19 protein-coding genes are annotated in these 22,327 nt (G+C 58.9%); 3 read left to right on the top strand and 16 right to left on the bottom strand.

Features of this window, described 5'->3' with window-relative positions:
- Window positions 1-540 precede the first annotated feature (540 nt).
- Window positions 541-1,680 carry a sensor histidine kinase gene (locus P0D80_RS37850; RefSeq protein WP_408291467.1) on the top strand — a complete coding sequence of 380 codons (1,140 nt, stop codon included), beginning with the start codon at window positions 541-543 and terminating at the stop codon, window positions 1,678-1,680.
- Window positions 1,681-2,286: 606 nt separating this feature from the next.
- Here P0D80_RS37850 and P0D80_RS37845 read toward each other — a convergent pair.
- Both P0D80_RS37845 and P0D80_RS37840 read right to left on the bottom strand, forming a co-directional pair.
- On the bottom strand, window positions 2,287-2,556 hold the full coding sequence (locus P0D80_RS37845) for a hypothetical protein (protein ID WP_408291466.1): 270 nt from the start codon (window positions 2,554-2,556) through the stop codon (window positions 2,287-2,289).
- Between the two features lie 177 nt (window positions 2,557-2,733).
- Window positions 2,734-3,390 (bottom strand): response regulator, encoded by a 657-nt coding sequence (locus P0D80_RS37840; protein ID WP_408291471.1) that lies wholly within the window; start codon window positions 3,388-3,390, stop codon window positions 2,734-2,736.
- Between the two features lie 880 nt (window positions 3,391-4,270).
- Between P0D80_RS37840 and P0D80_RS37835 the strand changes: the two genes are divergently transcribed.
- Window positions 4,271-4,531, top strand: coding sequence for a DUF1488 family protein (locus tag P0D80_RS37835; protein WP_408291464.1), 261 nt, complete (start codon window positions 4,271-4,273; stop codon window positions 4,529-4,531).
- Window positions 4,532-5,255: 724 nt separating this feature from the next.
- On the opposite strand, the gene P0D80_RS37830 is transcribed toward P0D80_RS37835, so the two are convergent.
- The 3 genes from P0D80_RS37830 to P0D80_RS37820 all read right to left on the bottom strand — a co-directional run bounded on the left by P0D80_RS37830 (window position 5,256) and on the right by P0D80_RS37820 (window position 9,570).
- Window positions 5,256-6,926 carry an ATP-dependent nuclease gene (locus P0D80_RS37830; protein ID WP_408291462.1) on the bottom strand — a complete coding sequence of 557 codons (1,671 nt, stop codon included), beginning with the start codon at window positions 6,924-6,926 and terminating at the stop codon, window positions 5,256-5,258.
- Window positions 6,927-7,261: 335 nt separating this feature from the next.
- Window positions 7,262-8,548 carry a hypothetical protein gene (locus tag P0D80_RS37825; RefSeq protein ID WP_408291460.1) on the bottom strand — a complete coding sequence of 429 codons (1,287 nt, stop codon included), beginning with the start codon at window positions 8,546-8,548 and terminating at the stop codon, window positions 7,262-7,264.
- A 230-nt stretch (window positions 8,549-8,778) separates the two neighbouring features.
- Window positions 8,779-9,570, bottom strand: a complete 792-nt coding sequence (locus P0D80_RS37820; protein WP_408291457.1) for a DNA adenine methylase — start codon at window positions 9,568-9,570, stop codon at window positions 8,779-8,781.
- 117 nt (window positions 9,571-9,687) lie between these two features.
- Here P0D80_RS37820 and P0D80_RS37815 point away from each other — a divergent pair, with 117 nt between their 5' ends.
- Entirely contained in the window at window positions 9,688-10,188 is a 501-nt protein-coding gene (locus P0D80_RS37815; RefSeq protein ID WP_408291455.1) for a hypothetical protein, read from the top strand.
- 376 nt (window positions 10,189-10,564) lie between these two features.
- On the opposite strand, the gene P0D80_RS37810 is transcribed toward P0D80_RS37815, so the two are convergent.
- The 11 genes from P0D80_RS37810 to P0D80_RS37760 form a co-directional block, all read right to left on the bottom strand.
- Entirely contained in the window at window positions 10,565-10,987 is a 423-nt protein-coding gene (locus tag P0D80_RS37810) for a hypothetical protein (RefSeq protein WP_408291453.1), read from the bottom strand.
- Complete coding sequence (locus P0D80_RS37805; RefSeq protein WP_408291451.1) at window positions 10,984-11,391, bottom strand: phage holin family protein; 408 nt, start codon at window positions 11,389-11,391, stop codon at window positions 10,984-10,986. The genes P0D80_RS37810 and P0D80_RS37805 overlap by 4 nt, the downstream gene beginning before the upstream one ends.
- Window positions 11,379-11,783: a hypothetical protein gene (locus P0D80_RS37800; RefSeq protein ID WP_408291449.1), complete on the bottom strand. Its 405-nt coding sequence runs from the start codon at window positions 11,781-11,783 to the stop codon at window positions 11,379-11,381. The genes P0D80_RS37805 and P0D80_RS37800 overlap by 13 nt, the downstream gene beginning before the upstream one ends.
- Window positions 11,780-12,340 carry a lysozyme gene (locus tag P0D80_RS37795; RefSeq protein WP_408291447.1) on the bottom strand — a complete coding sequence of 187 codons (561 nt, stop codon included), beginning with the start codon at window positions 12,338-12,340 and terminating at the stop codon, window positions 11,780-11,782. The genes P0D80_RS37800 and P0D80_RS37795 overlap by 4 nt, the downstream gene beginning before the upstream one ends.
- Before the next feature lie 99 nt (window positions 12,341-12,439).
- Entirely contained in the window at window positions 12,440-12,685 is a 246-nt protein-coding gene (locus P0D80_RS37790) for a hypothetical protein (RefSeq protein ID WP_408177944.1), read from the bottom strand.
- Window positions 12,686-12,698: 13 nt separating this feature from the next.
- Window positions 12,699-14,819 carry a hypothetical protein gene (locus P0D80_RS37785; RefSeq protein WP_408291445.1) on the bottom strand — a complete coding sequence of 707 codons (2,121 nt, stop codon included), beginning with the start codon at window positions 14,817-14,819 and terminating at the stop codon, window positions 12,699-12,701.
- Window positions 14,820-14,886: 67 nt separating this feature from the next.
- On the bottom strand, window positions 14,887-18,084 hold the full coding sequence (locus P0D80_RS37780; protein ID WP_408291443.1) for a host specificity factor TipJ family phage tail protein: 3,198 nt from the start codon (window positions 18,082-18,084) through the stop codon (window positions 14,887-14,889).
- Entirely contained in the window at window positions 18,059-18,448 is a 390-nt protein-coding gene (locus P0D80_RS37775; RefSeq protein ID WP_408291440.1) for an NlpC/P60 family protein, read from the bottom strand. Before P0D80_RS37775 ends, P0D80_RS37780 begins: the two co-directional genes overlap by 26 nt.
- Window positions 18,445-18,984, bottom strand: a complete 540-nt coding sequence (locus P0D80_RS37770) for a DUF1833 family protein (RefSeq protein WP_408291438.1) — start codon at window positions 18,982-18,984, stop codon at window positions 18,445-18,447. Before P0D80_RS37770 ends, P0D80_RS37775 begins: the two co-directional genes overlap by 4 nt.
- A complete protein-coding gene (locus P0D80_RS37765; protein WP_408291436.1) occupies window positions 18,984-19,481 on the bottom strand; it encodes a hypothetical protein in 498 nt (165 codons plus the stop codon). Before P0D80_RS37765 ends, P0D80_RS37770 begins: the two co-directional genes overlap by 1 nt.
- On the bottom strand, window positions 19,481-22,309 hold the full coding sequence (locus tag P0D80_RS37760) for a phage tail length tape measure family protein (RefSeq protein WP_408291434.1): 2,829 nt from the start codon (window positions 22,307-22,309) through the stop codon (window positions 19,481-19,483). The genes P0D80_RS37765 and P0D80_RS37760 overlap by 1 nt, the downstream gene beginning before the upstream one ends.
- Window positions 22,310-22,327: the final 18 nt, after the last annotated feature.

The following is a 22,327-nucleotide window of genomic DNA, read 5'->3' as shown; positions in this document are numbered from 1 at the left end:
GCAACCGCTGCGCTTGCATTCGTAGCACACTATGGATGGCTACCCTTGCTGTAGCAGATCTGTAGCACGCAAGACTTCCCCACTTAGCACATCGGCCGATCATTTCGCAGTCCCAGCTCGCTGGCGCTCATCCGACGACAATCGGCCAGTTTTAGCGGCATGCGCTATCTTCGCATCTCGATGAGCAGCCACGTATTGGTCGACGCCAACTTGCCGGCTTATGGATCCCCGCCCAGACCATAGCTGCCTGCGGAAAAAAATACTTACCGGCGCAGAGGGCGTAACATGAAGGCAGCGGAGTTTTTACATTGAAGCGGCTAATCTCGCGCTTGGGGTGACGCTTCATTATTCGTGCCGTTGGTTTTTCGCATTCTCGCAATACCAACTGTCACTGTCGTCACCCATGCGAAAACGCGCGGTCGTGCTTTGCCCACTGCCGGGCGATACCCCGGTGAATAAGGCTTGCGCCGTGAGTCGCTCCCGGCCGCGCCGTTGGGTAACTAGAAAGAGCGACGGAAATCACCGCACTGGGGGTACATCATGATGTACGTGTTTCTGGCGAACAACCGCAGTGAACTCATAAAACGATGCCGGGCGAAGGTGGCGCAGCGGCCGGCGCGCGATGCAACTGCGCAGCAACTTCAAAATGGTGTGCCGATGTTTCTGGATCAGCTCATCAGGACTCTTCGGGCCGAACAGACGTCGCAACCCATGGACAGCCACAGGATCTCGGGTCCTTCGGGCGGGGGCGCGTCTCCATCCGAGATCGGCAAGTCAGCGGCAGAGCACGGGCGGGAGTTGCTCAAGCTTGGGTTCTCGGTTGACCAGGTCGTTCACGATTACGGCGACCTGTGCCAAGCAATTACAGACCTCGCGTATGAGCGCGACGCTCCATTTCTGATAGACGAGTTTCGAACCCTCAACCGCTGTCTGGACAATGCCATCGCTGATGCGGTCACCGAATTCAGCTATCAGCGCGATTTCGTCCTTGCAGACCGACAAGCCATTGAGATGCATGAACAGCTGGGGTTTTTCGCCCATGAGCTGCGTAATTTTTTGCAGAGCGCAACGCTCGCTTTCACGGCAGCAAAAACCGGAAATTTGAGTCTGTCTGGAGCCACTGGGTCAGTTCTGGAGCGCAGTCTGAACGGCTTACGTCAGCTGATAGATCATTCTCTGGAAGAGGTGCGTGCGGCAGGAGGAATTTCCGCGCAATCCGGACTGTTCTCCGTCGCCGACTTCATAGCTGAAGTGAAATATTCGGCTGACCTTGCGGCGCAGGTTCGTGGGTGCGTATTGACCGTTTCCGATGTAGACATCCGTCTTGCCATCAGTGGCGACCGCGATCAGCTTTATTCGGCTGTCGGCAACCTGCTGCAAAACGCTTTTAAGTTTACGCACCAACACACCGAGGTGACGTTGGACGCGTATGCGTTGTCAGATCGCATCCTGATTGACGTGAAGGATCATTGCGGCGGCCTCCCGGCCGGCGATGCGGAAAGGATGTTCCAGCCTTTCACACAGAACGGTGCGGACAAAACCGGACTGGGTCTGGGTCTGTCAATCGCTAGGCGCAGCGTAGAGGGAAGCAACGGTACTCTCAGCGTGCGCGACGTACCCGGCAGTGGTTGCATATTTACCGTTTCACTGCCCAGATATGCCGTCCCCGCTGAGGTATGACGCCATCGCACCCCTTCACCACCGAGGCCATCGAACGGCGGCAACTGCTCGAACTGGGCCGTCAAAAGTCACTTTGCCGGGTTTTTTCTCGGGCGGCGATAGTTCAGGGGGTGGAATGGCAGGCGCAAGGCCTGTCAGATATGGATGGCTACCCTTGCTGTAGCAGATCTGTAGCAAACAGAATTTCCCCTCTTCGCACATCTGAGGAGTATTCCGCTACCCCGGCTCGTGCGCTCATCCGGCAACAATCGGCCATGAACGGACGGTCGGCCTGTGTCTGCGACTGGCCGCTCCAGACGTCGAATGAGACATACGCTTAGCGGAAAGACCCTCAACAGTATGAGGTGTCACAGCTTTTCGGTTTCGTTACCTGTTCGGTATTCATGGCTACTCCCTTGACGTAGATGTAAAACGTTTGACGACAGGTCGTGCTGCCGTTAGAAGTTCAGGTGCGTCGGCGCCCTCGATGAGTGTGTGACGCAAGGCCTACTGCATGAGCACCGCTTCATGGCCAATTATCGTCGCTTGCAAATATGTGTTCTCTTCATGAGCCACGGGACGCGTTGCCGGCCGCGGCCTTGCCCGGACCGGATTTGCGCAGAGTCATCAGCTACTGCTGACCCCCGATCGTGCGGCCTCGACGGCCTTGTTCCGCTCGGACCGAGCCTTCGCAATCTCCTGATCCCGCCTTCTGTCAATGGCATGCACTTTCGCGCGGTAAGTCGCATTGGCAGCGCGTATTTCGCTTCTCATTTGCACAATGCTGTCGGTGCTTTCCGTCGCCTGTGCACCTGATGCGGCCGTGCCTTGAGCCCAGGCCGGCGTCGTGCCAACCGCCGCCAGTGCCATCGATAGAACCACGAAAGATCGTTTCATGCTGTTACCCCCAAGAGGTATGTCCGTCGATCGTGCGCGCCCGATCAAGGGACAAGGTGAGCATGACGCCCGATTGCGTCATCATTTACCATTGGGCGCGCTATGGAAAGGCGCGCATTGACCAGGATCAACCTGCACGATGTCGGTGGTGCGATCCGTACGAGCGACAAGCAGCTTTCACTGCGCCCACGTGTCGTCCTGCTTCGCGATGAGCTCGTGCCGCACGGCGTAGCGCACAAGTGCCGCGTCATGAGGAAATTTGGTCTTTTCGAAGATATGCGCCCGGTATGTGCTAATGGTCTTTGCGCTAAGGGACAGTGCATGAGCGATGAATTTCGGGGCCTGGCCGGACGCAATGCGAACAAATACGTCAAGTTCGCGGTCCGTCAGCCTCTGATGCGGCAAGGTGGCCCTATCTGCTTGCAGTATCTGCGCAACGAGGTCCGTCGTCGTCAGACTGAGATAAATGCCCCCCGATGCGACTTTTCTGACCGCGTCGAGCAGATCGACGCTCGGACTTGTTTTCGCCACGAAGCCAGACGCACCTGCCTTGAGTGCCCGGATGGCATAGCTTTCTTCGGGGTACCTCGTCAGCACGAGAACACGCACCAATGGCTTCTCAAATTTGATCTGTTCGATGAGGCTGATGCCGTGCACTCCTAGCATCGACATCCCGAGGGTGAGCACGCGCATCTCAGCGGAGCGAATGAGTGCGATCGTACTGGCGCCATCAAAACATTCCCCTACGATCTCAAATTCGTTATCGCGTTCAAGCATGCTGCGCACACCGCAACGTAGCACGGGGTGCGCGTCCGAAATTGCGACCTTAACCATTTGAATGACCCTCCAGCCGCGCGTCGCGCGCAAAGCATCACGTGCCCCCAACTTTGGCAGGCGTGCGATGCTACCGTGAGTTGGTTTTGCGACACCGCCGGGAGCATCGAAACTGTCAGCCTGCAGTTCCTCCCCGTCCGGATCCCGGCTCAGCACGTGTCTGGCGCGCCGGAACTGTCGACTCAACAGGCTCCGCGCGCTGCCTTTGCAGGCAATGCAGTCTGCCGTCAATCTGGTCGAACAAACTAAGCAGACGCGCCACTCGCCGGGCCCCATCCGGAAGCAATGCCTGCACTGAACGTAGCACGGTAACCCGACTGCGCCAATAGACGAGCCCAAGCGGACTCGTAGCAACGAGTCGCGGGACTATGCGCCCGAGATGAGTAAGATCATTTTCAAGCTGATGATGCGACACGTTGCTTCCTTCGCATGTCTGGAACTCTTGAAACAGCATGCTCCGGTCTAGACGCCCAGTCCGTCCGCCACCGTACCGGATAGTCATACCGTAAGCAGTACCTCGTGCGTATGGCCCGAACCCACCATACGGGCATCAATGCTGCGGCGCAACACGTTTTCTGTAACATTGACCACGGTGACTGACACGGTATCGAAACAGCCTGCCGTGTTTGACGCACTTGCGCATATGCGCCGCCCTTCAAACGGATCGGTGGCCACGCACTGGCCTTCTCGACAATTTCGTCTTGCGTCGCGTAAATGCCGGGCAGTCCGCCTCCGCCACTGCTATCCACCTGGGCGGCGATGCTGGGTAGTCTTCGGGGCGACAGATCTCGTCAAAGGCCGAAAATCCGGCTTCTGTATCGATTAGGCGTAGACTGAATTGTCGGCTCGAGTCGCTAACGTGGCCGACGGAGGGGGAGCTATGCATATCGAAATCCTTGCCGGGCGTCATACTGAATCGCGCGACTGCGTGGCCTTCGAGGTAGTTGTTGACGGAGAAACGGCATGGTGCAGCGTCTCCTACCACGCGCTTGTCATTCACTTTGATGCACAGGACTGTTCCCAGGAAGAGATGCTCGTCGCGTTCGATAACGGCAGACTTCGCATTGATGACGCGGTCTGCTATGCCCTCGAACTAAATGGCGGCGCGCCCGTGGACCTGACAGCGACAGATTTTGGCTGACAGCGGCCTGAAACGCCGGCGGACTTTCACTGCAACGCGCTAACGACCAAAAGGAACTGCGCGACATTCATGCACGACTACCGCTGGTCGCGGTCGCAATTAGCCTATCTGAAGTGCGAATTCAAGCTACCTGCGGTAAGACCATCGCGGCGGGCATGCCCGTGGCACGCTGGGTCATTGACCGCATCAAGTTCGCCGCCGCGATAAGCAGAGTGGCTCGTTCAAAACTGGAGCTTGATCACCGATGAGGAAGTAAGCCGTGCACACAAACCGCCTCCATAGCTACGATCAGTATTGTGCGAACCTCCTTGGTCGTGAGCAACGCGATCTTGGAGTGTCCTCGGATCGAGCCATAGAGCGGCTCGAATCGATTTATGGCAACAGCGTCGATGCTCGCAGGTATTTCGATGCTGGATTTTGTGGCGATGACTGCCCCGTGTGTTCCGGATTGATGAGTTGAAGATGATTGGCTCATGTCAGAGCGGAAGCGGTCGCTCACGATTCGATTTTCTACGACTCACAAGGGTCGAACTGGGCCGTTCAAAGTAACTTTGCCGAGCCTTCACAGGCGGCGATAGTTCAGGGGGGAATGGCAGCCGCACGGCCCGTCAGATATAGGCCAAGAGCCCACTTTGGCCCGATTAACGACTCCGGCATGAAACTCTCCGCGAAGGTTTTCAGAATTATGCTGCCGGGGCGAAGTCTTACCGCGCGCTACCGATTCTCACGAGGGGATCCCTTTTCGATTAGGGTCTATCAGCCACTTCCTCACTTCACCCAAGAACCCCCAAACATCATCAGAACTCGGGCGCACGTAGCTGGGACTTGCCGGGTCTTCACCCATCTTTTCGAACATGTCAATTAGCCACGACGGTCCATGTCCAGTAGCGCCAAGGCTTTTCAGCCAAGACTCAAGCTCGCCCCCAGGTACCACAAATATTCCATAAAGCCGTAGCTGGGCGAGCAAATCCTCTGCCGCTTGACGATCGGCGGGTTGGAGGATTTGCAGTCCGCCATCGCGTTTCATGTCCTTGCCGGTGGCATTCATTGCGGCCTTAATCGCAGCGCGCATTGTTGCAAGGGCACCGTGCGACAACTGAGGCACCTCGGCACTAGAGAGAAGATTTGTCCAATTGGAGCCGCCGTCCTTCAGCACATCGACGTCGACGATCCCTGCCGCAGGAATTCCGAGTTTTCGAAGCGGTTTCAGGAGAGTCTGAACGGTTTGTTTGTTCTGCGCGTTGAGAAACAGGCAATTTGGAATTCCAAGTTCCGGTTTGTGGGCAACGAGGCGTTCGTTGACTTCTTGGTAGAACGCGCGATCAGCATCTGACTCGGTGACCACCACAAACTCGTAGAACAATCCACTCAAGACGCCAGTTGAACGGAGGAGTGGATGGCGCATTAACTCCAGAATCTCGCCACTAGGCAGGACTCTGGCCGTAGCAACGCCACCTCGATAAGTTAGTCGAATGATGTTTATCGGTGCCCCGGACTGGATGCAGCCCATCACGAACTGAGGGCTGTGCGTAGATGCAAAAACGCGCTTGTCAGAAGACAGAGCCGCACGGGCGACCTCATGACCCAACTTCGCGGCGAGCGACGGATGCAGGAACGCTTCGGGCTCGTCCACAAGAATCACACTCGGGTCGCCGGCCATGACCTCAGTCACAATGCCGGTGAACGCCTTCACTCCATCGCTGGCCGCCTCGATCAGTTGTGATGCTGCGTGGAAGCGAACCGCCTCGGCATGTATTCCGCGCTCTTCCATATCATCGACGGGAGCTCGATCGGACAGCCGAATTCGAAGCTGCCCCAACAGTGTGGGATCCAAAACGAAATGGCGGCCGAAGGCCTCGAACACCATTCGCCGCACTTCATGCCGCTTACTGTCGTCACGAAAAAGCACTTGAAAACTGCTTTCGGGTGGGCGTTGGAGATCGCCCGCACCTTGCTGATTCACTAGATTGATTCGGTTTCTGCCGTCGAGTATCAGAGTGTAGTGGGTAAGATACCACTGGCAAAACGCGTTGATGTTAGTTGAAGGCGATTGAACAATCTGTGTAATGCTGGGAAAGTGAACCTGGTACCGCCCATACCGACTACCAACGAATATGTGGTCGACGTTTTGGGTTTCCCCGGGGTTTGGTGGTTGCCGTAAGCGCTCGATCGAGCTGGTTGCACTTGGCAGGTCCAAGCCCTTGAATTGAAGATCGGAAAGAAGCAAAGCGTTGACGTCTATGCTACCGCTTCTGCAATATCGCTCTATTTCTTGGAGAATGCGACTCTTGCCCGAGTTATTGGGACCAACAAATACAGTTACGGGCGTCGCTTCGATTCTCTCTCCGGAAGCCCCAGGCACGCGCCCGAATTTGAGCTGAAAGTTTTTTATCATGCGATGTCGTCTCTAAGCGGGAGGTCGGGCGTTGAGATAACGGCCGCCCCGACAGCCGTCCGGCAAATTCTCAGATTATAGCGGTCACTCGAAAGATGGCTTCCGAGGCCAAATTACTGGCGGGATCTCTTAGGCATCCCCGGATAGCCCCTCGCTTGCGGATATCAGTCGTTCGGAAAAGGTGCGCGAAGCTGCGAGGGCAATGTGAGAGTAGCGGTCTTCAAAGTTCGATGATTACCGTCGTCAGGCGAGCACATCAGTCACCCTCTGCACCACCACGATGGGCAGTCTCTGGTGACCTTATCAATCCATACGTTCGAGCGATCGCTTTGCGATCACCATTCAGGTTGCTCTAACCCGGCAGCCGCAAGGGCCTCCTTCACTTTGTCCTTCTCTAGTTTAGCTTTTTCCACGAACTCCTTCACCAACAAAGGGAATTGGTTACTGCCACGAACTTGCGGGTTCTTAGCTGCGGCCGCGATTAAAGCACTAAGGTGCTTCTGCGGTTCAGTGGAATCCGTAAGGTGATAGCGCAGTCTCTTGGCGAAGTCGTTAGCGTCCGCGAAATTCGATTTGTAGCTGTAAATCAACAACAAACGATCTATTACTGCGGTGGGGGCCGAGAGCCACATACTGTTGTCCAATAGCTCTACCTGAGATGCTTTGCCGATCCGCGATGAGGCGGCAGCGCGCAACGGAAGACTAGCCGGCTCAAAGAACCATTCCAGTTCACTCAGGTCTTCGCCCGGGTAGTTTTGCACAAAAGTGGATAGGCGTAAGCGGTCTGCGTCCCCTACATATATCCATAACTCACAACCGCTTTTTTCGCCCAGGAAAGAGACCGCCTTTTTCAGTTGCTCGTCCAGCTGCAACGTAGGGATCACCGAGGCCAAGATCTCTGGAATCAAACGTTTCCATGGTTCGGGATGCATGTCCCGCAACACGAACAAAGCATTCTCGGCACGTTGACGCCGCTCGATGTCAACGTCGATTTGCTTGATCAAATCCTTCAGAAGAACGGTTAGGTAGTTTTTCAGGAGCGATTCGCGCGGTTTCGCCAAAGGTCCGGCGCTCAGAAAGACTTTCACGTCGGCACGTTTCGATGGAAAAAAACGTGATTCGAGATCCGACAACAGCCGGTCAAGCGCAGCTTTTCCTTGCGCTGCGGGCTTCGACAACACATACCTAGTCGCATTAACGATGTGGAGTCGAGCTAGTTCGGGAGAAGCTTCGAATACCTCGGTGTCCGAGACCTGCGATGGATGCGCGCACCGATTGCGATCTTCTGCAAGTCGTGAGAGATCGATGAATTCTACCTGCGATATAAACTCAAATTTGTCTCGCGCTAGCGTCAACAAATCTTTTTCGAAAGCAAGAGACGCGCGGACGTCATGCTCCTGACGAGCACGATCGAATCTAGCGATCGCGTCTTGCGCAGCCTGGTCCCCACTCGCACCGACCTCCCTGATCTTGTCCACGAGATCGAATGCGACGGCGATCCAGCAAGCGACGACGGATGATCTATACGCACCAGCCTTGTAGCATTGAACGGCTTCCCGGATGTATTTTCGAGAACGCGGATCCGGACATTCCGCCACCATTTCATCAAGATCGACCAGCATAGTTTTGACGTACCCCGATATTTATTCTGCTTGCACTGCTACTGGGAAACGAGCCCGAGCCGCTAAGATACGGTCGAGCCGGCGCATCAGACTCTTTACGATGATGCGCCGGCCACGGCAATAGGGACCAAAACGACACAACAATACAGGCGGTCCTTCCTACCCGAGTCTGCGCCAGTTTATATCGCAGCCATGTCGTCCGCCATGGCTTCCCCTATCAAGTCGATCTATTAAAAAAGCCCGGCCGGTTGCCCCGCGTCGTCCCAACTGAAAATAATCACCTCCTTCCTCGCGGCTTCTTTACCCCCTCCCCCAACCGTATATCTGATGTCCACCGTTTCAATGTGAAATCCACCGAAAGCCTCGCGGATCGCCGGATGGTCATTCAGGCTGATTATCGCCTTGCCTTTCAACGCACGAATGCGAGCCGCCATTTCGAGATACTCGCCGTACTGAAACGGCACGCCGTAGCCCTCGGTTTCCCAATATGGCGGATCCAGATAGAACAGTGTGTGTGGCCGATCGTATCGGTCAATGCACGTTTTCCAGTCCAAGTGCTCGACGAACGTGTTGGAGAGCCGCAGGTGCGCGGCCGACAGGGTCTCTTCAAGCCGGAGGAGGTTCAAGCCGGGTGGCGTCGTCGTTGCCGTCCCGAACGACTGCCCCTCCACCTTTCCGCCAAAGCAGTTGTGCTGCAGGTAATAGAAGCGTGCCGCACGCTGGATATCCGTGAGGGTTTCCGGGACCGAGTCCTGTAGCCATTTGAACACTTGCCTGCTTGTCAGCGCCCACTTGAACTGGCGAACAAACTCCTCGAGGTGATGCTGCACAACGCGATACAGATTGATGAGGTCGCCGTTGATATCGTTGATGACTTCGACCGCTGCCGGCGGCCGAAGAAAATACAACGCGGCCCCGCCCGCGAACACTTCGACATAGCACTCATGCTTCGGAAAGCGAGGAATGAGATGGTCTGCAAGCCGGCGCTTACCGCCGATCCAGGGAACGATGGGAGTTGCCATAGTTGGAATTGCCTTTTCTTTTTCAGTTAGAATTCGGCCCGCCTACCGGTAGGTGTCAGGGCCTTGGCTAATTCACTGGCTGATGCAGTGGAAAGGCGACCGGGAGCATGCGCAAACATGCTTTCGGTCGCCCTGTCTTTTCCCCGCAGCGGGAGAAAAGTTACTTTGCCGCTGGATGACGCCAAAAATGAGGGCCATGTTGCACCCGATAAAATACTGTATGTTTACACAGTGTTTTACCGGAAGCATTCCATGCCAATCGAATTTCAATCACCCACCCTCTCCGAACTAAGGGAGATGTGGGCACAACACACGGACTGGAACATCCGCAGGCTGATCCTCGAAATCCAGCACCTGCGTGTTTTCCTGTTAGAGGCCCACGACCTGATCAAGGTCATTGATCAATGCTGGGCGGCTGAGACCGATACCCGCCTTGTCGCGATCCTGCGGCTCATGGCACTCATTGAGAATGAGCCGAAGCGATTCGGGAAAGTCACCGACCGACCGCGCCCCAAGTTGTCGCCAGCAGAGGAGCAAAAACGGCTGGAAACCTTGCGCGGTCGCCTGGAAGCAGACTTTGGGGAACGGTCTCGCAACCAGACTCTTGATCTTCGGTGAAAGTCATACTGGCTGGCGGCCGCCCCGATGTTGAAAATCGCGGTTCCGTTCGGACTGATCCCCTGACGTTTCGGCCCATCCATACGGATGGGCCGCTTTCTACTGGCCGACCGGACGGGATACACAGGCTGCGAGCAATCCCGTCAATTCAGTCTCCCATTTCTCCCGTTGCAAGTGATCCCGCCAGATGCGATCTACGGCCGAACCGTTGGGCGCGGCCAGCAAATCTGCGTCGGACAGGAACACAGGCAATGGCGGAACGGAATCGATACACGGCACGGGCACCTGCATCTTCGCCTCGACCGTCTCCGTGTGGACAACAGGGGAGATCGGTGCCGGCGGCGTCGAGCCACAACCGGGAATAACAAGCAGCGCGCTACAGAGCGCCGCGCAAACGGTCGAATGCCGCATCGCATGTCTCCGACTGGTTGGATGGATCCTGAATGCGCTTTGAGAGCGCGTCGATCTGCTGCTGGTAGGCCTGCGCCTGCGTTGCTGCCTTCGCCTTCGCGGCGGTCGCAGCGGCCCTGACCGCACTCGCCTCGGACGCGGCCTGCGCAACCGATGCCGAACACGCCTGCACGCCGGAGGCCGCTTGTGCGAGATCAGCCTGCGACGTCGCGAGCTGAGAGCGAAGCGTGCCGATCGACTGATCGTCGGTCTGCGCCTTCTGTTGTGCCAACGCATAGTCCGATCGGACACTGCGCAGCTCGAAGAACTGCACGGTGCACGCGACCGCCAGCACGACGGCAACGAGGCCCGCGACCACGGTCGCGATACGACTGGTGATTTCTGTCATTGCCTTTCCCCCTGAATGCGACGAAGTCCGGCATCGACCGCCTGATCCAGCACGCGTTTGCCGCCCCAACTCGCCAACGTGATCGCGAGCGCCGTCAGCGGCGCTGGCCACCCCCGCCACTCGCAAAAAAAGAACGCGGACAGCCCTGCTACGATCGATGCGGTGATCACACTGCCGATCTCGATCGCCGCCGAACGTGCCGGCGGATCGCTCGACGCGAAACGCTGGAACGTGCTGGCCGTGCCGCCGATCAACGCAAGGAACACGGCCAGCACCAGCGACGCGGCCGGAATGCCCGCCAGCCCATCGGCAAGCGCAGTCTCGGTCTGTCGCACCATTGCATACGCAGCTGCAGCCCACAGCAGCGCGCACCCTCCCCAACCCCACTGAATCAATCGGCGCACGTTATCCCCCGTTTTGCCTGCGTTTCCCGATAACCGAGCAGCAGCCCGAACAGCGCCATGCCCACGTAAAAAACCACCTGCGCCGCGTTGATGAAATACGCGCTCGCCGCAAATATCGGCGTCACGTAGCAGGCCGCGGTCGTCGCGTAGAGCCAATGCCGGCGGGTCTGCGCCCAATGGAATATGTATCTGTCCGGTAACCAGTCATTGATCGCAACGTCGGCGGCCACGACAAGGGCGAGCGCTGCGGTCCCTGTTGTGACGACATACCCCCAGAACCCATCACGCGTGAGCATCACCGACGTCGCCGAGCACGGCGCGGCAAATGCCGACACCGCTATGTAAATCGCCATGTATGCGTAGATGAGCCGGGCGAGAGCATCGTTTTTCATGCGGCGACCCTCATGTGATTCGCGCCGAGCTGGAACAGCGCGCGTTCGGCCTCGCGCCGTTTGATCAGTCCCGTCAGCACGATGCCGCCCGCCTTGTTCCAGCGGGCGAATTCGGCGATGGCGCCATCCGTATCGCCGCCATTGAGCTTGCGCAAAAGCGTCGACGTGTCGAAGTTGCCGCTGCCAATGTTGAACACGAGGTCGACGAGCGCGTCGTACTCCTCCTGATTCAAAGCAACTTTGACGTCACGTTTGACCACAGCTTCCGCGCCGCGCACGTCGGCTCTCAACCAGTCGACGGCCATGTCGCGTGTGATCACCATCCCGGGTCTGACGTCCGGGCCCGTATGGCCCCACCCGCCCGTCCACGGCGCACCACTTAGCGACCCCAGCTCGAGAGGAATTGCCGCGCCAGCCAGCACCCGCTGCCATAGCCCCCGCGCCTGCAAGGCTTTGGCGAGCGGCGAGCCGGGGTCCGGATACGCAAACAGCACCAGCGTCTCCGCCTTCTCCGTAAGCGACATGCCCTGATCGGAATATTTAAGGTTCTCGTTCAAACGATGCCCCCAATAAAAAAGGCCGCGCCGAGATGCGATCGGAGCGGCCGAAAAAAAACCGCCCAACGGCGGTCCTGGATAACGTCTTTACAGATTCAGCTAGCGTGCGAAACAGAGCAGTCCAAGCAGCCCACCGGACAGAGTCGCCGCGACATCCCACACGGACACGTCACCGCCCGTCAGGTGGTCAACCAGCTCCTTGGCGATACCGGCAACGAGCACGACTGCAATCCCAACCTGCCACGAAATAAAGTGTGCGGCGCCGAAGATCAGCACGCCAGCGAGCGCGTGCAGGCACTTGTCCTGCGGCACCGTGCGCAGAATCCACTTCTCGATATCTCGCATGAAATCCCCCTGTTCAGGCGCGCAGCGCGCGCACGTTCTTGATATAGACGTCGCCGACAAACGCCGAGACGGTGAAAAACAACCTGAAACTGGACGCCTGCGGAGGAACAGTCTGGATCCGGTGATCGACTGTCATTGCGCGGTTGCGGCCCGCTGCGAAGTTGGGAAGGACTGGATCCGCGTACGCATCGCCCATCCTGTACGTTGTACCGAGATCGTTTCCGACCTGATTGCCCTGATAGTCATAGAACCGCATGAATACGCGGATATTGAGGTCGCCGGCCGTGCCATTCGCAAACACATCGCAGCCAGGGCAATAGGTTTCACCTGGCTTGCACGGGATGCTCTCGTTCGAATGAAATGTGATCGTCGACTCGGCCGCCGCGCCGTGCAGGTGCAATGCCTGACCGAGCGTCGGGGTCGACTGGATGTCGCGCACGTCGACATCGGTCAACCCGAGATCGCGCGTCCAGTGCGTGAGCGCGTCCGCACTCGTTCCGATTGCGTTCGCTGAGAAATCATAGTCGCGGCCGAGAGAGCGTGAGCGCGTGAGCGGTACGTAATAGCCCTCCTGAATCGTGCCCTCGAGCGCGTGGATCAGCACGTTGTCGCCAACGATTGGCGTGTCGGCGAGATAGGGGCGCCACAGGTAGCGCAGCGAGGTACCGAACGCCGACATACGCACGCGATTCGCCGCGTTGCCGTCGATAAGCGTGCGCGGCGAAGCAATGAACGATGCGTCGACATAATGCGTCGGCAGAATCTCGTGCCCCTGCATCGTCAACTCGATACGCTCGCCGCTCGCCGTCGCATCGAACCACAGGCGGTCGAACGCCTCCGAATGACCACCCTTGAACAAAAAACGCGAGTAGCGGCCGAGCGCATCTATTTTGAAGGGCGTCGCGTGGTAGTCGAACGAGCAGCCGCCGAACTCGTAGCTGTAGCCGTCACAGTTGTGATAAACGGCATTGTTAGCCGCAGCGAATACGCAGTCGTTGAATGTCATACGTTCGCCACTATTGACCACTGGCGTCGCGCTGCTTACGTACAGGTTTTCCGAGCCGTTCTGCTCGAAACGGCAGCGCTCCCACGTGATCAGATACAAATTGATCGGGTCGTAGCGCAATGCGCCACGCCAGCCCGTCACAATCACGTTGCGGCCGCCGGTGTCGCGAATGTCGCTGGATTCGGCCGTTGTGTTACCCATCCGGAGACCCCAGCCGGTTGACGTCGCCTTGCCCGGCCCCAGCACGACAATCGAGCCCGCACTGCCATCCAGGAAGGGGGCCACCGACGCCCACTTCGCATCGCCCATCGCAATGACCGTCTGTTCGTTACGCATGACGATGCCGTCCTTGGCCGCATCGAGCGTGCGGAAGTCGAGCAGCACAACACCTTTCGATCGCATCCGGTGCCAGGGCAGCAGGTTCAACGTATCCGAAAGCTTGTAGACGCCAGGCGGCACGTCAATCACCGGTGCGGGATAGGGACTGCCCTGTGCCGTGACCAGCGCGGTAACCCGTGCGATTGCCGCCTTGAACGCTGCGGTGGAATCCGCGGCGCCGGCCGGGTCGGCCTCATAGCTCGCGACGCTTACCGACTCGTTAAGAATCTCCGCGAGCATTTGCCGCACCGCTCCATCACCTGCCGCAAGAAAGCCAATGAGCGACGCCCCGCCGTCTCCTGCGAGCACCCGGTCATCGACGGCATGGGCGACCATTCCGACGCCCTTGCCAGCGTCAGAACTTGCCAGATCCCGATCGTCGACGGCGTGCGCCACCATCCTGACGCCCTTGTCTGGATTCGCCAGATCCTCGACCGTCGCGCCCTGATGCACCCCGATACGGCCAGCAGCCAGATCCGCCGCGATGTCATTCGAGACGAACTCCGCAGACGACAGTGCGACATATGCCACGCTGCCCGCGATGACAATATCCTTCATCGCGAGGGTCATGCCCGCGACCCAGTCTCCACGGACGTTGTAAGCCTTGAGCGTGGCCACGGCATTCGCCATCGTCGGGATCGGGCCGCCGTCGGTCTGCACGGCGGCATCCGCCGCGCCGTGGACGACCTGATGCGCGAGGTCACAGTCGACCGACAGCCGGTCAATCTTCTGAATTGTGGAAAGTGCCATACATGGGTTTCCCGGTAGAAATAAAAAAGGCCGCGTTCGGGCGGCCTCTGTGTCATGCGTCTGCTGGTCAAGCTGGTCCGCCGCCATCCCCCGGACCGCCATCACCACCGGGCGGCGAAGCAACAACCGGTGTGCCGGTCGACACGCTGCCCCACGCGTTGTAGGCATAGACGGTGTAGGTCTCTCCGTCCAGGTCGATCGTGCAGGTTCCCGTCGTGCTGTCACATACGACGACGCCGTCCGGATCCGCGACACGATAGCCAGCGACATCCGGATAGCCCGCGACGCTCATCAACAAAGTCACTGTGGTGTCCCCGCCAGTTACGGCCACGCTCGGCGCAGGCGGAGGCTGGTTCGTGACGGTGATCGTGCCGGGATTGCCTGAACCAGCGATGTTGCCGGCGGCCACCTTCACGTCGAACGTGCCCGCGACGGCGCCGTAGAACTTCGCCTGATCAAGCGTCCAGGTAAAGTTCTGTGCCGTGATTTCCGCCCCGTATTTGACGACGCCACCCACCACAACGCTAACGTCGAAATAATCGACGTCTGGCAGCCGCTGGATTTCGATCGACAGCTGATTGCCGGCAAACGGTTCGCGCAACGTGAGCACAGGCGGCGCCGGCGGATACTTGAACTCGTCGACCGTTCCTGTCCAGGTCGCAAACGGCCCTGGCAACCCGCTCGCGCCATAGGCGCGCACGCGAAACTCCCACGTCCCCAGCGCGATAGGCACGGTCAGGACATTGCTCGCCGACGTGCCGAGCTGGGCCCACGTCACGCCAGCGTCGAGGCTGCCCTGATACTCGTACAGCAACGCCCCTGCGGCCGGAGACGCGGTGATCGACACATAGCCCGGCGTGATTTTCGAGTTGGCACTCACCTGCGCGATGATCGGTGCGTGGATCACGCCCGGCAGAAGCGATGGTGACACGGGCGCAGGCGGGCTCATGCCGGCCTCTGCCGTGTGAGGACTCTCCGCGTTGTTCACGAACGTCAGCTCAACCTGCCCGTCGCGCGGCGTCGCCTTGATCAGCCGGACGTCCTGCGCAATCCTGTCGAGCGCCGGACCAAACGAAAACCGCGTCGGCTCTTCCGAGTAACCGTCGCTAAAGTCAAAATGCTCCGGCAACGGATCCACCAGCATCATCGACATGCCGTCGGCATCACCAGCCGGTTGCGCAACACGGAGCGCTGCCGTCGGGGCGCCATTGCGCTGAGCGAAATAGACGTAGTGCTGTGCGCCGGCTGTCCATTCAAGCTGCTCACTGACGCCGACGCGCACGCCGTCAAAACTCTCGACGACACCGGAAATGCCCCACTTCGGCAAATCGTGTGAGATTCCCACCAGATCGCCGTAGAGCGGAATCAGACCGTCCAGCTCGGTCGTGATCATGATTGTCTTGCGTTGATCGCGGTTCGCATAGGCCATGTAAATGCCCTCGCGCCACGCCTGCGCACGCTTCGTTGGACCGACCATCTGGATCCGCTTTTCGACCAAAGCCGGCGAGCCCGTCGGAACACATGCGACGTCCTGCCATGACCACGTAGTCTCATCCATGTATTCGACCGTCACGTAGTCCGGCGAATCAACGCTGAAGAACCCGTAATCCGCCTCAAATGAACCCGCCACGATGTTCTGCGGCGTGTACATTGCCGTGCGGACGGTCTTCAGCTCATCCCGCACGATGCTGATTACTCCGCCGAAGTACATCGGGATTGCCCGGCCAGCCCGGCAGATCGTAGTCAGCGCATCCCAGAACGATCCCTTCGTGTCGAACACGCCGTTGAACTCGTCACCACGCGAAGCCCACACTGCCTCGAGACGTTCGAGCGCATCAATGTCCAGCCGCTTGTCAGGCAGGCCAAGACTATAGTCGGCGTTCCGGACCGCATCAGCTATCGCCCATGCAATGCTCTTTGTCGGTTGCGGATCGCTCCATCCACTCCCCGTCCAGATCGGCAGCTTTCGCGTCGCGATCACGTGCACGTCGTGCGCCGTGCTTGAATTCAGCGAATTCGTGGCTCGCGCGCGCATCGCCAGCAAAGTCACATTGCCGTAATATCGCTCGCTCGGCAGGTAGGCGCGCAATGCTGCCCACTGAATCCGGTTCTGGGCACGCGTGTCTGTGTTCAGATTTGTCGTGCGCCGCATGCGGACCTCATACCGGCCCGGTGTGACGCTGTAACGGTACGAGATCATTTGCGGCTGGGACGTCGCCATACTGAGCTCCCGCATATCAAGCTCGATCCAGTCGCCTGCGGCTGCGCCGGCGTCGTCAATGAGCCGCGCCTGCGCCTCAAACGTCAGCGAGAGGTTCTGCAGCGAACCGTCATCGGCGGCGTAAAAGAGACCCGAGGGTAGCGTGATGTCAAGCCCGATAAAATTCGCCGCACTCGCTGCCGGATTGGCAACAAATGGCCCGACCCAGTCGCCGCTATCGTTTGGCGCCTGCAGTTCGATCCCGCTAACTGCATCACTCGTTACGACGTTATCGGGAAAAAGCGTGACCGCCTGGTTCGGTCCGATAACCTGATAGTCAATCTCGCTGAAATTTCCGATGTCCGTCGTACCGATCAGGACCTGCTCGATCTCGATCTCGCCTTTCGAAATGCAGAAAAGCTGATACACGTAGAGATCATTGCCGAGATACTCCGTGTACGGTGTTGCTGCCAGGTCGGGCGTGACGTTCATCCGGCCATAGAGAACTGGAATCGCCTCGAGCAGTCTTGCGGCGTTGCCACTAGCCGATAGCGAATAGGTCGGGCTGTTTGTGACGCCCTGCGCGACGCTCGCCGTCTTGGCCGGGACGATCGCGTTGATCAGCATCGAACCCGCAGCCATGACGGCCATCGACACGCCCGTTGAGACAACGGCGTACGACGTCGCCATACCCGCAGCTGCTGCCGCTGCGGCCGACGACGCCCCAGTGTACGCAGCCGCAGCAGCACCGCCCGTGTAGACCGAAGCAACAGCCACTGCAACCAGCAGTATGGCCTGCAGGGGATTTGATCCGCCACCGCCTTTTGGCACGGGAATGAACTGCACGATCGCCCCGTGCGGGATCGGCCTTTCCCAATCGCTCCTTAACCAGTAATCGCCGTCCACGCAGATGATTGTGTGCTGCGTGTCGACGCCTACCCGCTCGGCCCACTTTGCAGGCGACATTGGCGAGCCGAGCTCATAGACCTGCCGGCCCTGCGCATGACAATACGGATTCACGGCGCGAACGATCGTCGCCTTATAGGAAGCTGTACCAGCTAGCACGTGGATACCCCACTTTTTTGAGTTTTGACCGCTCGGTGAAGATGACGCCCGCCCCCTCCTGCGCGTGAAGCACTCCGCCGCCATCAAGTTCGAGAAACACGCCGACATGCGGACGATCTCCACCGCGAAGCAGCGCTCCGCTTCCGTGCACAGGGCGCTCGATAAGACGCCATGCTCCCGTATCCATATGCTGGCGATAGAGCTCGCGCCGCGTATCGGGCATAGCCGGCAGGTCGGGCAACACCAGATCGAAGTGGTGAAGCTGGACCCAGCGCAGCAATCCCCAGCAGTCGAAGCAGTCGGGACCTCGAGCACCGTCCGCCCAGGGAAGGCCGATGTAGGCATTAGCCTGTTCTGGCGTCATCGCACGAGCCCCGGAAAGACGTCCGGGCTATAGACGTCCGAAGGAAATGGACTGTTGTTGATGTCGGTGAGCGCCGCCGTCGCCGTGACCCGCGTCAAAGTTGCTTTGGCGCTCGCGACATATAGCGTCAGCGGTTCTTCGTCGTGCGGCCCCGCAGTCGGATTAGAGGCGAGAAAACGTCGGTGAGTGCACTCGATTTTCTCGGTCTGCGTAACCGCACTTTCGAGATGGCCGATAATCTGGGCGCTTGCACCGTCGATCACGATGTCGATTTGCGGCGCCTGCCCCTCCTCCATTGACGGTAGCGCAAACTGGAACGCAACGGCGGTGAAGGTCACGCTTTGTCTCGCGTTTAGCGGTGCGTCACTCTCCAGTGTTGCGACCAGATCGTTATAGTCGGCGACCACGCGGATCGGCGCGGGATTGCCCGCATCATCGATAAACGACGAATGCCGTAATTCCAGCGTCGTCAGCACGACCTCGTCTTGCGGATTGCTGGCGTAGACTTCCGCCAGCGCCTCTGTGATTGTCGCCATCAGTTCCACCTCATCGGACCGGGTAACTGCACGTGTATGAGTTCGTGAAGCGAGTCACTCATTGCCGCAATTTCGGCCTCTGTGTACGCACGCAACACTTCATATTCATCTCGCGACGGCAACGGCAGCGCCTTCACTTCAAGCGTGGCGGTCACGTCGAACCAGGCACGCGAGTCGCTGATCGCTGACTTGTACGGCGGATCGTCCATGAATCGCGCCTGCACCTGATTCACCCCCATACCGTTGAGCAGACCCACTGCGAACCAGTCCGTGCCAAGATTGATTTCGTATGCCAGAAACCCTTCAAAGATCGCGTGCTGCGCGTGCGTGAAGCGCCACGTCACCGACACGTGCGAAGGGACGCTGGTGAAGCGGCGCCGCTGTCGGGCTGCACCGTTGTCCATATCGGTGCGCGCGTACGGTGTCACCGGCTGGATGCCATAACCGCTCGCACGCGGATCCGGCAGCGTGGCTGGCCACGTCGGAAGATCTGCCATCAGGTTTGCCCCACGGTTCGGTTAAGCCCGTACTGCTGCTGCATGGTGCGGGCCGTCGCACCCCGGCCTGACCGGATGCCGGAAGCAATGTGCTGGTCGACCTTTTCCAGAATAACGTCGAGCCGCAGACCGCCGTTCGGCATCTTGGTCTGGTTGACCTGGGCACCGGCCGGTGCGTTGTGAATATGCAGATCGACGTTCGGTCCCGATACCGAGGCGCCCGACGAGTCGTCTGCGACATACCCACCGTTAGCAAAGCGATTTCGGCCACTGACACCATGACCGCCGTTGAGAGCCTGCAGAAACGAGCGAACGCCGGGCTGCGAGACGACGCTCTCCTTCACCACAAACTCGCCATTCGAGAGCTTCGCGTTGATGCTATCGCTGGTTCCTGTGCCCGGCCCCGACACGTCGCCACCGCCTGCGAACATCAATCCGGCATTGGCGCCGAACAAGGCGCCGCTGCCCTGAATGGACGATGGCATCGTGAAGCCGTATGCCGCGCTTCCCGTTGCCGCCGTCGACGTCGGAAAGATCGAGCCAAACAGGCTGTTGACGATGCTCGAATACGCCTTGTTCGCGAAGAGCTGCGCGAACGAAGCGAGCATGCTGGAGACCATCGACTGAACGGCCTGTGCGGGCGTTCTGGACCCCGTCACGATGTCTGAGAACATGCCGGAGAATGCGCTCTTGCCGGCATCGACGAAGTCCTGAAAGTAGTTCTGGCTATCGAGCATCGACTGCCGGATCCTGTCGCGCAACTGGTCAAGACTGCGCAGCACACCCTCATCCGTCGTTTGCCACGACAGCCTGTTCACCTGGTCGTACAGTGACTGCAACGACTGCACGGTGTCGGCCGAATTCGAACGCAGCTGTGAAAACGCATCGAGCAGACCGGTCACGCCCGTCTGCTGGTCGAGGGAAATACTGTTTTGTGCCTCTTTCGATTGCGTGATCACGTCGTTGTATTGAGCGATCAGCAATGTGAGCTGCCGGTTCTGGTCGAGGAATGCGGCGCCACTCAGATCGCCCGTCGTCGCCGCCTGCAGCATCGCACCGCGGTTCTTTTCATCGTAGTCGTGTGCAGCCTTTGGAGCGCTCACGCCGGCCTGCGCGAGAAGCGCATCGCGCGTATCTTCGATGGACTTCTGGTACTTGCGCTGCGCCTCAGTCTGTTGCGTCAGGTAGACCGCATCCTTCGCTGCGTTATCCTGCCGGACCTTGGCAATTTTCGTATCGACCTCACCGATCTCCTGCGTGATCTTGATCCGTTCGTCGAGCGGCGCTTTCCAGTACGCATCCTGCAGCGTTTTCTTCTCCTGCCCGTAGGCCGCGATCTGCTTCTGAGCGGCATCATCGGCCGCCGTGATTTCTGCCGTATAGAAAGTCTGGTCGGAAATCAAAGTTGCTTTGTGCAGCGCCTGCAACTGGTCGTCCGCAGCCTTGTACGCCGACTGGATCAGGTCCAGCCCGTTTCTGGTCGTCTGCAAGGCAGCGTCAAGCATGCTCTTACGGATCTTGTTTGCTTCGGACTGCCCCGAGTGGTCGCTGTACTGCTTGCGCAGATAAGCCTCATCGGCGGCCTGCTGCTGCTTCGAAACCGGACTGTTCGGATTGGCCTTGTTGTAGTCCGCGACCTTTTTGCGATAGTCATCCAGCGCCTGGCTGACGCGGCTAATGCCTTTTTCCTCGTCCTGCAGCTTTTTCAGGAAGTCAGACGCGGCAATGCCGGCCTGTTGTGTTTGTGCCTGCTGCGACTTCTCCGTCGCTGCATCCTGGGCACGCAAAGCATCACGATTTAGCGATTCAAGTCTCGCCTGCGCCGCCTGAAGCTGCGGTTGCAGCAGATCGGCATTCATCTGGCCGCTGGGTGCATTCAACGCGTTTTGCAACCGCTGCACCTCCGCCGTTGCGCTTGCGATCTGCTCGGCAGCCGTCTCCGCGCGACCGATAGATTTCATCCATTCCCATGCGCCACTGACGGCATTGCCAACTTTTCGCCACGCGGTTTCCAGCAACCCCAGATTCTTGAGCGATTCGTTGCGCAGCTGGTCGTCGAGCGCTTTCGCGACAACCAGCATTGCACCCTGCTTGTCGCCCGCGTCTTCGAGCTGCCGGATGTAATCGTATTGCGCCGTCGTGATGAAGTGCATGCTCTGGTTATGCTGCTCGGCCCACTTCGCGACGCCCTCGGGCATTCTGGCGTAATCCTTCGCGATGTCGTCGAGCTTCTCACCGGTCAGGTCGTGCATGCGCACAACGTCTTCACCAAGCACTTCGAGCGACTGTCCCGTGATCTGACCCGTGGAGACCAACGCCTGAAGGCCGGCGCGTGCGGTCCCGAAACCGTCTCCGGTGCCGGCGGAAATCTGCTGCGCAAGCGCTGCGAAACTGCTCGCCGTCAACCCTGCATAGTTGCCCGTGACCTGCAGCGACTTGCTTAGCGTCTCCGCCTCTTCGTGGCCCTTGTACGCCGCTACCGCGAACAGGCCAAACCCCGCGACCACGGCACCCACCGCGAGCCCGACTGGACTCAGAATGAACCTGAACGCGTCGATCTGTTCGCCGAACACCATCAGCGAGCCGCCGAAGTTCTTGAAATTGCCGGTTGCGAGCTCGTGCGCCATGACGAGCAACTCCCGACGCGCACCGGCCGTATGCGCGCCAATCTTGTCCATGCCGACGGCGCCATCGTTGCCCGCCTTCCCGACGGTCGAGCCCATCGCCTGCGCATCTGACCTGATGCCACGAGCACCCGCCTGATAGGACGACGGGTCCATCGTGATCTGCACGACCAGCTGGCCGAGCGACCCAGTTGTTCCAGCCATATCGATCCGCCATAAAAA

This window comes from Paraburkholderia sp. RL17-373-BIF-A (assembly GCF_046030175.1).
Lineage (GTDB): Bacteria > Pseudomonadota > Gammaproteobacteria > Burkholderiales > Burkholderiaceae > Paraburkholderia.
This window is presented reverse-complemented; position numbering and strand designations above follow the sequence as displayed.

What these genes read in the sequence shown, in the direction of transcription:
- P0D80_RS37850 (WP_408291467.1), top strand. Translation starts at nt 541, where the DNA reads ATGATGTACGTGTTTCTGGCGAACAACCGCAGTGAACTCATAAAACGA.
- P0D80_RS37845 (WP_408291466.1), bottom strand. Translation starts at nt 2,556, where the DNA reads ATGAAACGATCTTTCGTGGTTCTATCGATGGCACTGGCGGCGGTTGGC.
- P0D80_RS37840 (WP_408291471.1), bottom strand. Translation starts at nt 3,390, where the DNA reads ATGGTTAAGGTCGCAATTTCGGACGCGCACCCCGTGCTACGTTGCGGT.
- P0D80_RS37835 (WP_408291464.1), top strand. Translation starts at nt 4,271, where the DNA reads ATGCATATCGAAATCCTTGCCGGGCGTCATACTGAATCGCGCGACTGC.
- P0D80_RS37830 (WP_408291462.1), bottom strand. Translation starts at nt 6,926, where the DNA reads ATGATAAAAAACTTTCAGCTCAAATTCGGGCGCGTGCCTGGGGCTTCC.
- P0D80_RS37825 (WP_408291460.1), bottom strand. Translation starts at nt 8,548, where the DNA reads ATGCTGGTCGATCTTGATGAAATGGTGGCGGAATGTCCGGATCCGCGT.
- P0D80_RS37820 (WP_408291457.1), bottom strand. Translation starts at nt 9,570, where the DNA reads ATGGCAACTCCCATCGTTCCCTGGATCGGCGGTAAGCGCCGGCTTGCA.
- P0D80_RS37815 (WP_408291455.1), top strand. Translation starts at nt 9,688, where the DNA reads ATGCTTTCGGTCGCCCTGTCTTTTCCCCGCAGCGGGAGAAAAGTTACT.
- P0D80_RS37810 (WP_408291453.1), bottom strand. Translation starts at nt 10,987, where the DNA reads ATGACAGAAATCACCAGTCGTATCGCGACCGTGGTCGCGGGCCTCGTT.
- P0D80_RS37800 (WP_408291449.1), bottom strand. Translation starts at nt 11,783, where the DNA reads ATGAAAAACGATGCTCTCGCCCGGCTCATCTACGCATACATGGCGATT.
- P0D80_RS37790 (WP_408177944.1), bottom strand. Translation starts at nt 12,685, where the DNA reads ATGCGAGATATCGAGAAGTGGATTCTGCGCACGGTGCCGCAGGACAAG.
- P0D80_RS37785 (WP_408291445.1), bottom strand. Translation starts at nt 14,819, where the DNA reads ATGGCACTTTCCACAATTCAGAAGATTGACCGGCTGTCGGTCGACTGT.
- P0D80_RS37775 (WP_408291440.1), bottom strand. Translation starts at nt 18,448, where the DNA reads ATGACGCCAGAACAGGCTAATGCCTACATCGGCCTTCCCTGGGCGGAC.
- P0D80_RS37770 (WP_408291438.1), bottom strand. Translation starts at nt 18,984, where the DNA reads ATGGCGACAATCACAGAGGCGCTGGCGGAAGTCTACGCCAGCAATCCG.
- P0D80_RS37765 (WP_408291436.1), bottom strand. Translation starts at nt 19,481, where the DNA reads ATGGCAGATCTTCCGACGTGGCCAGCCACGCTGCCGGATCCGCGTGCG.
- P0D80_RS37760 (WP_408291434.1), bottom strand. Translation starts at nt 22,309, where the DNA reads ATGGCTGGAACAACTGGGTCGCTCGGCCAGCTGGTCGTGCAGATCACG.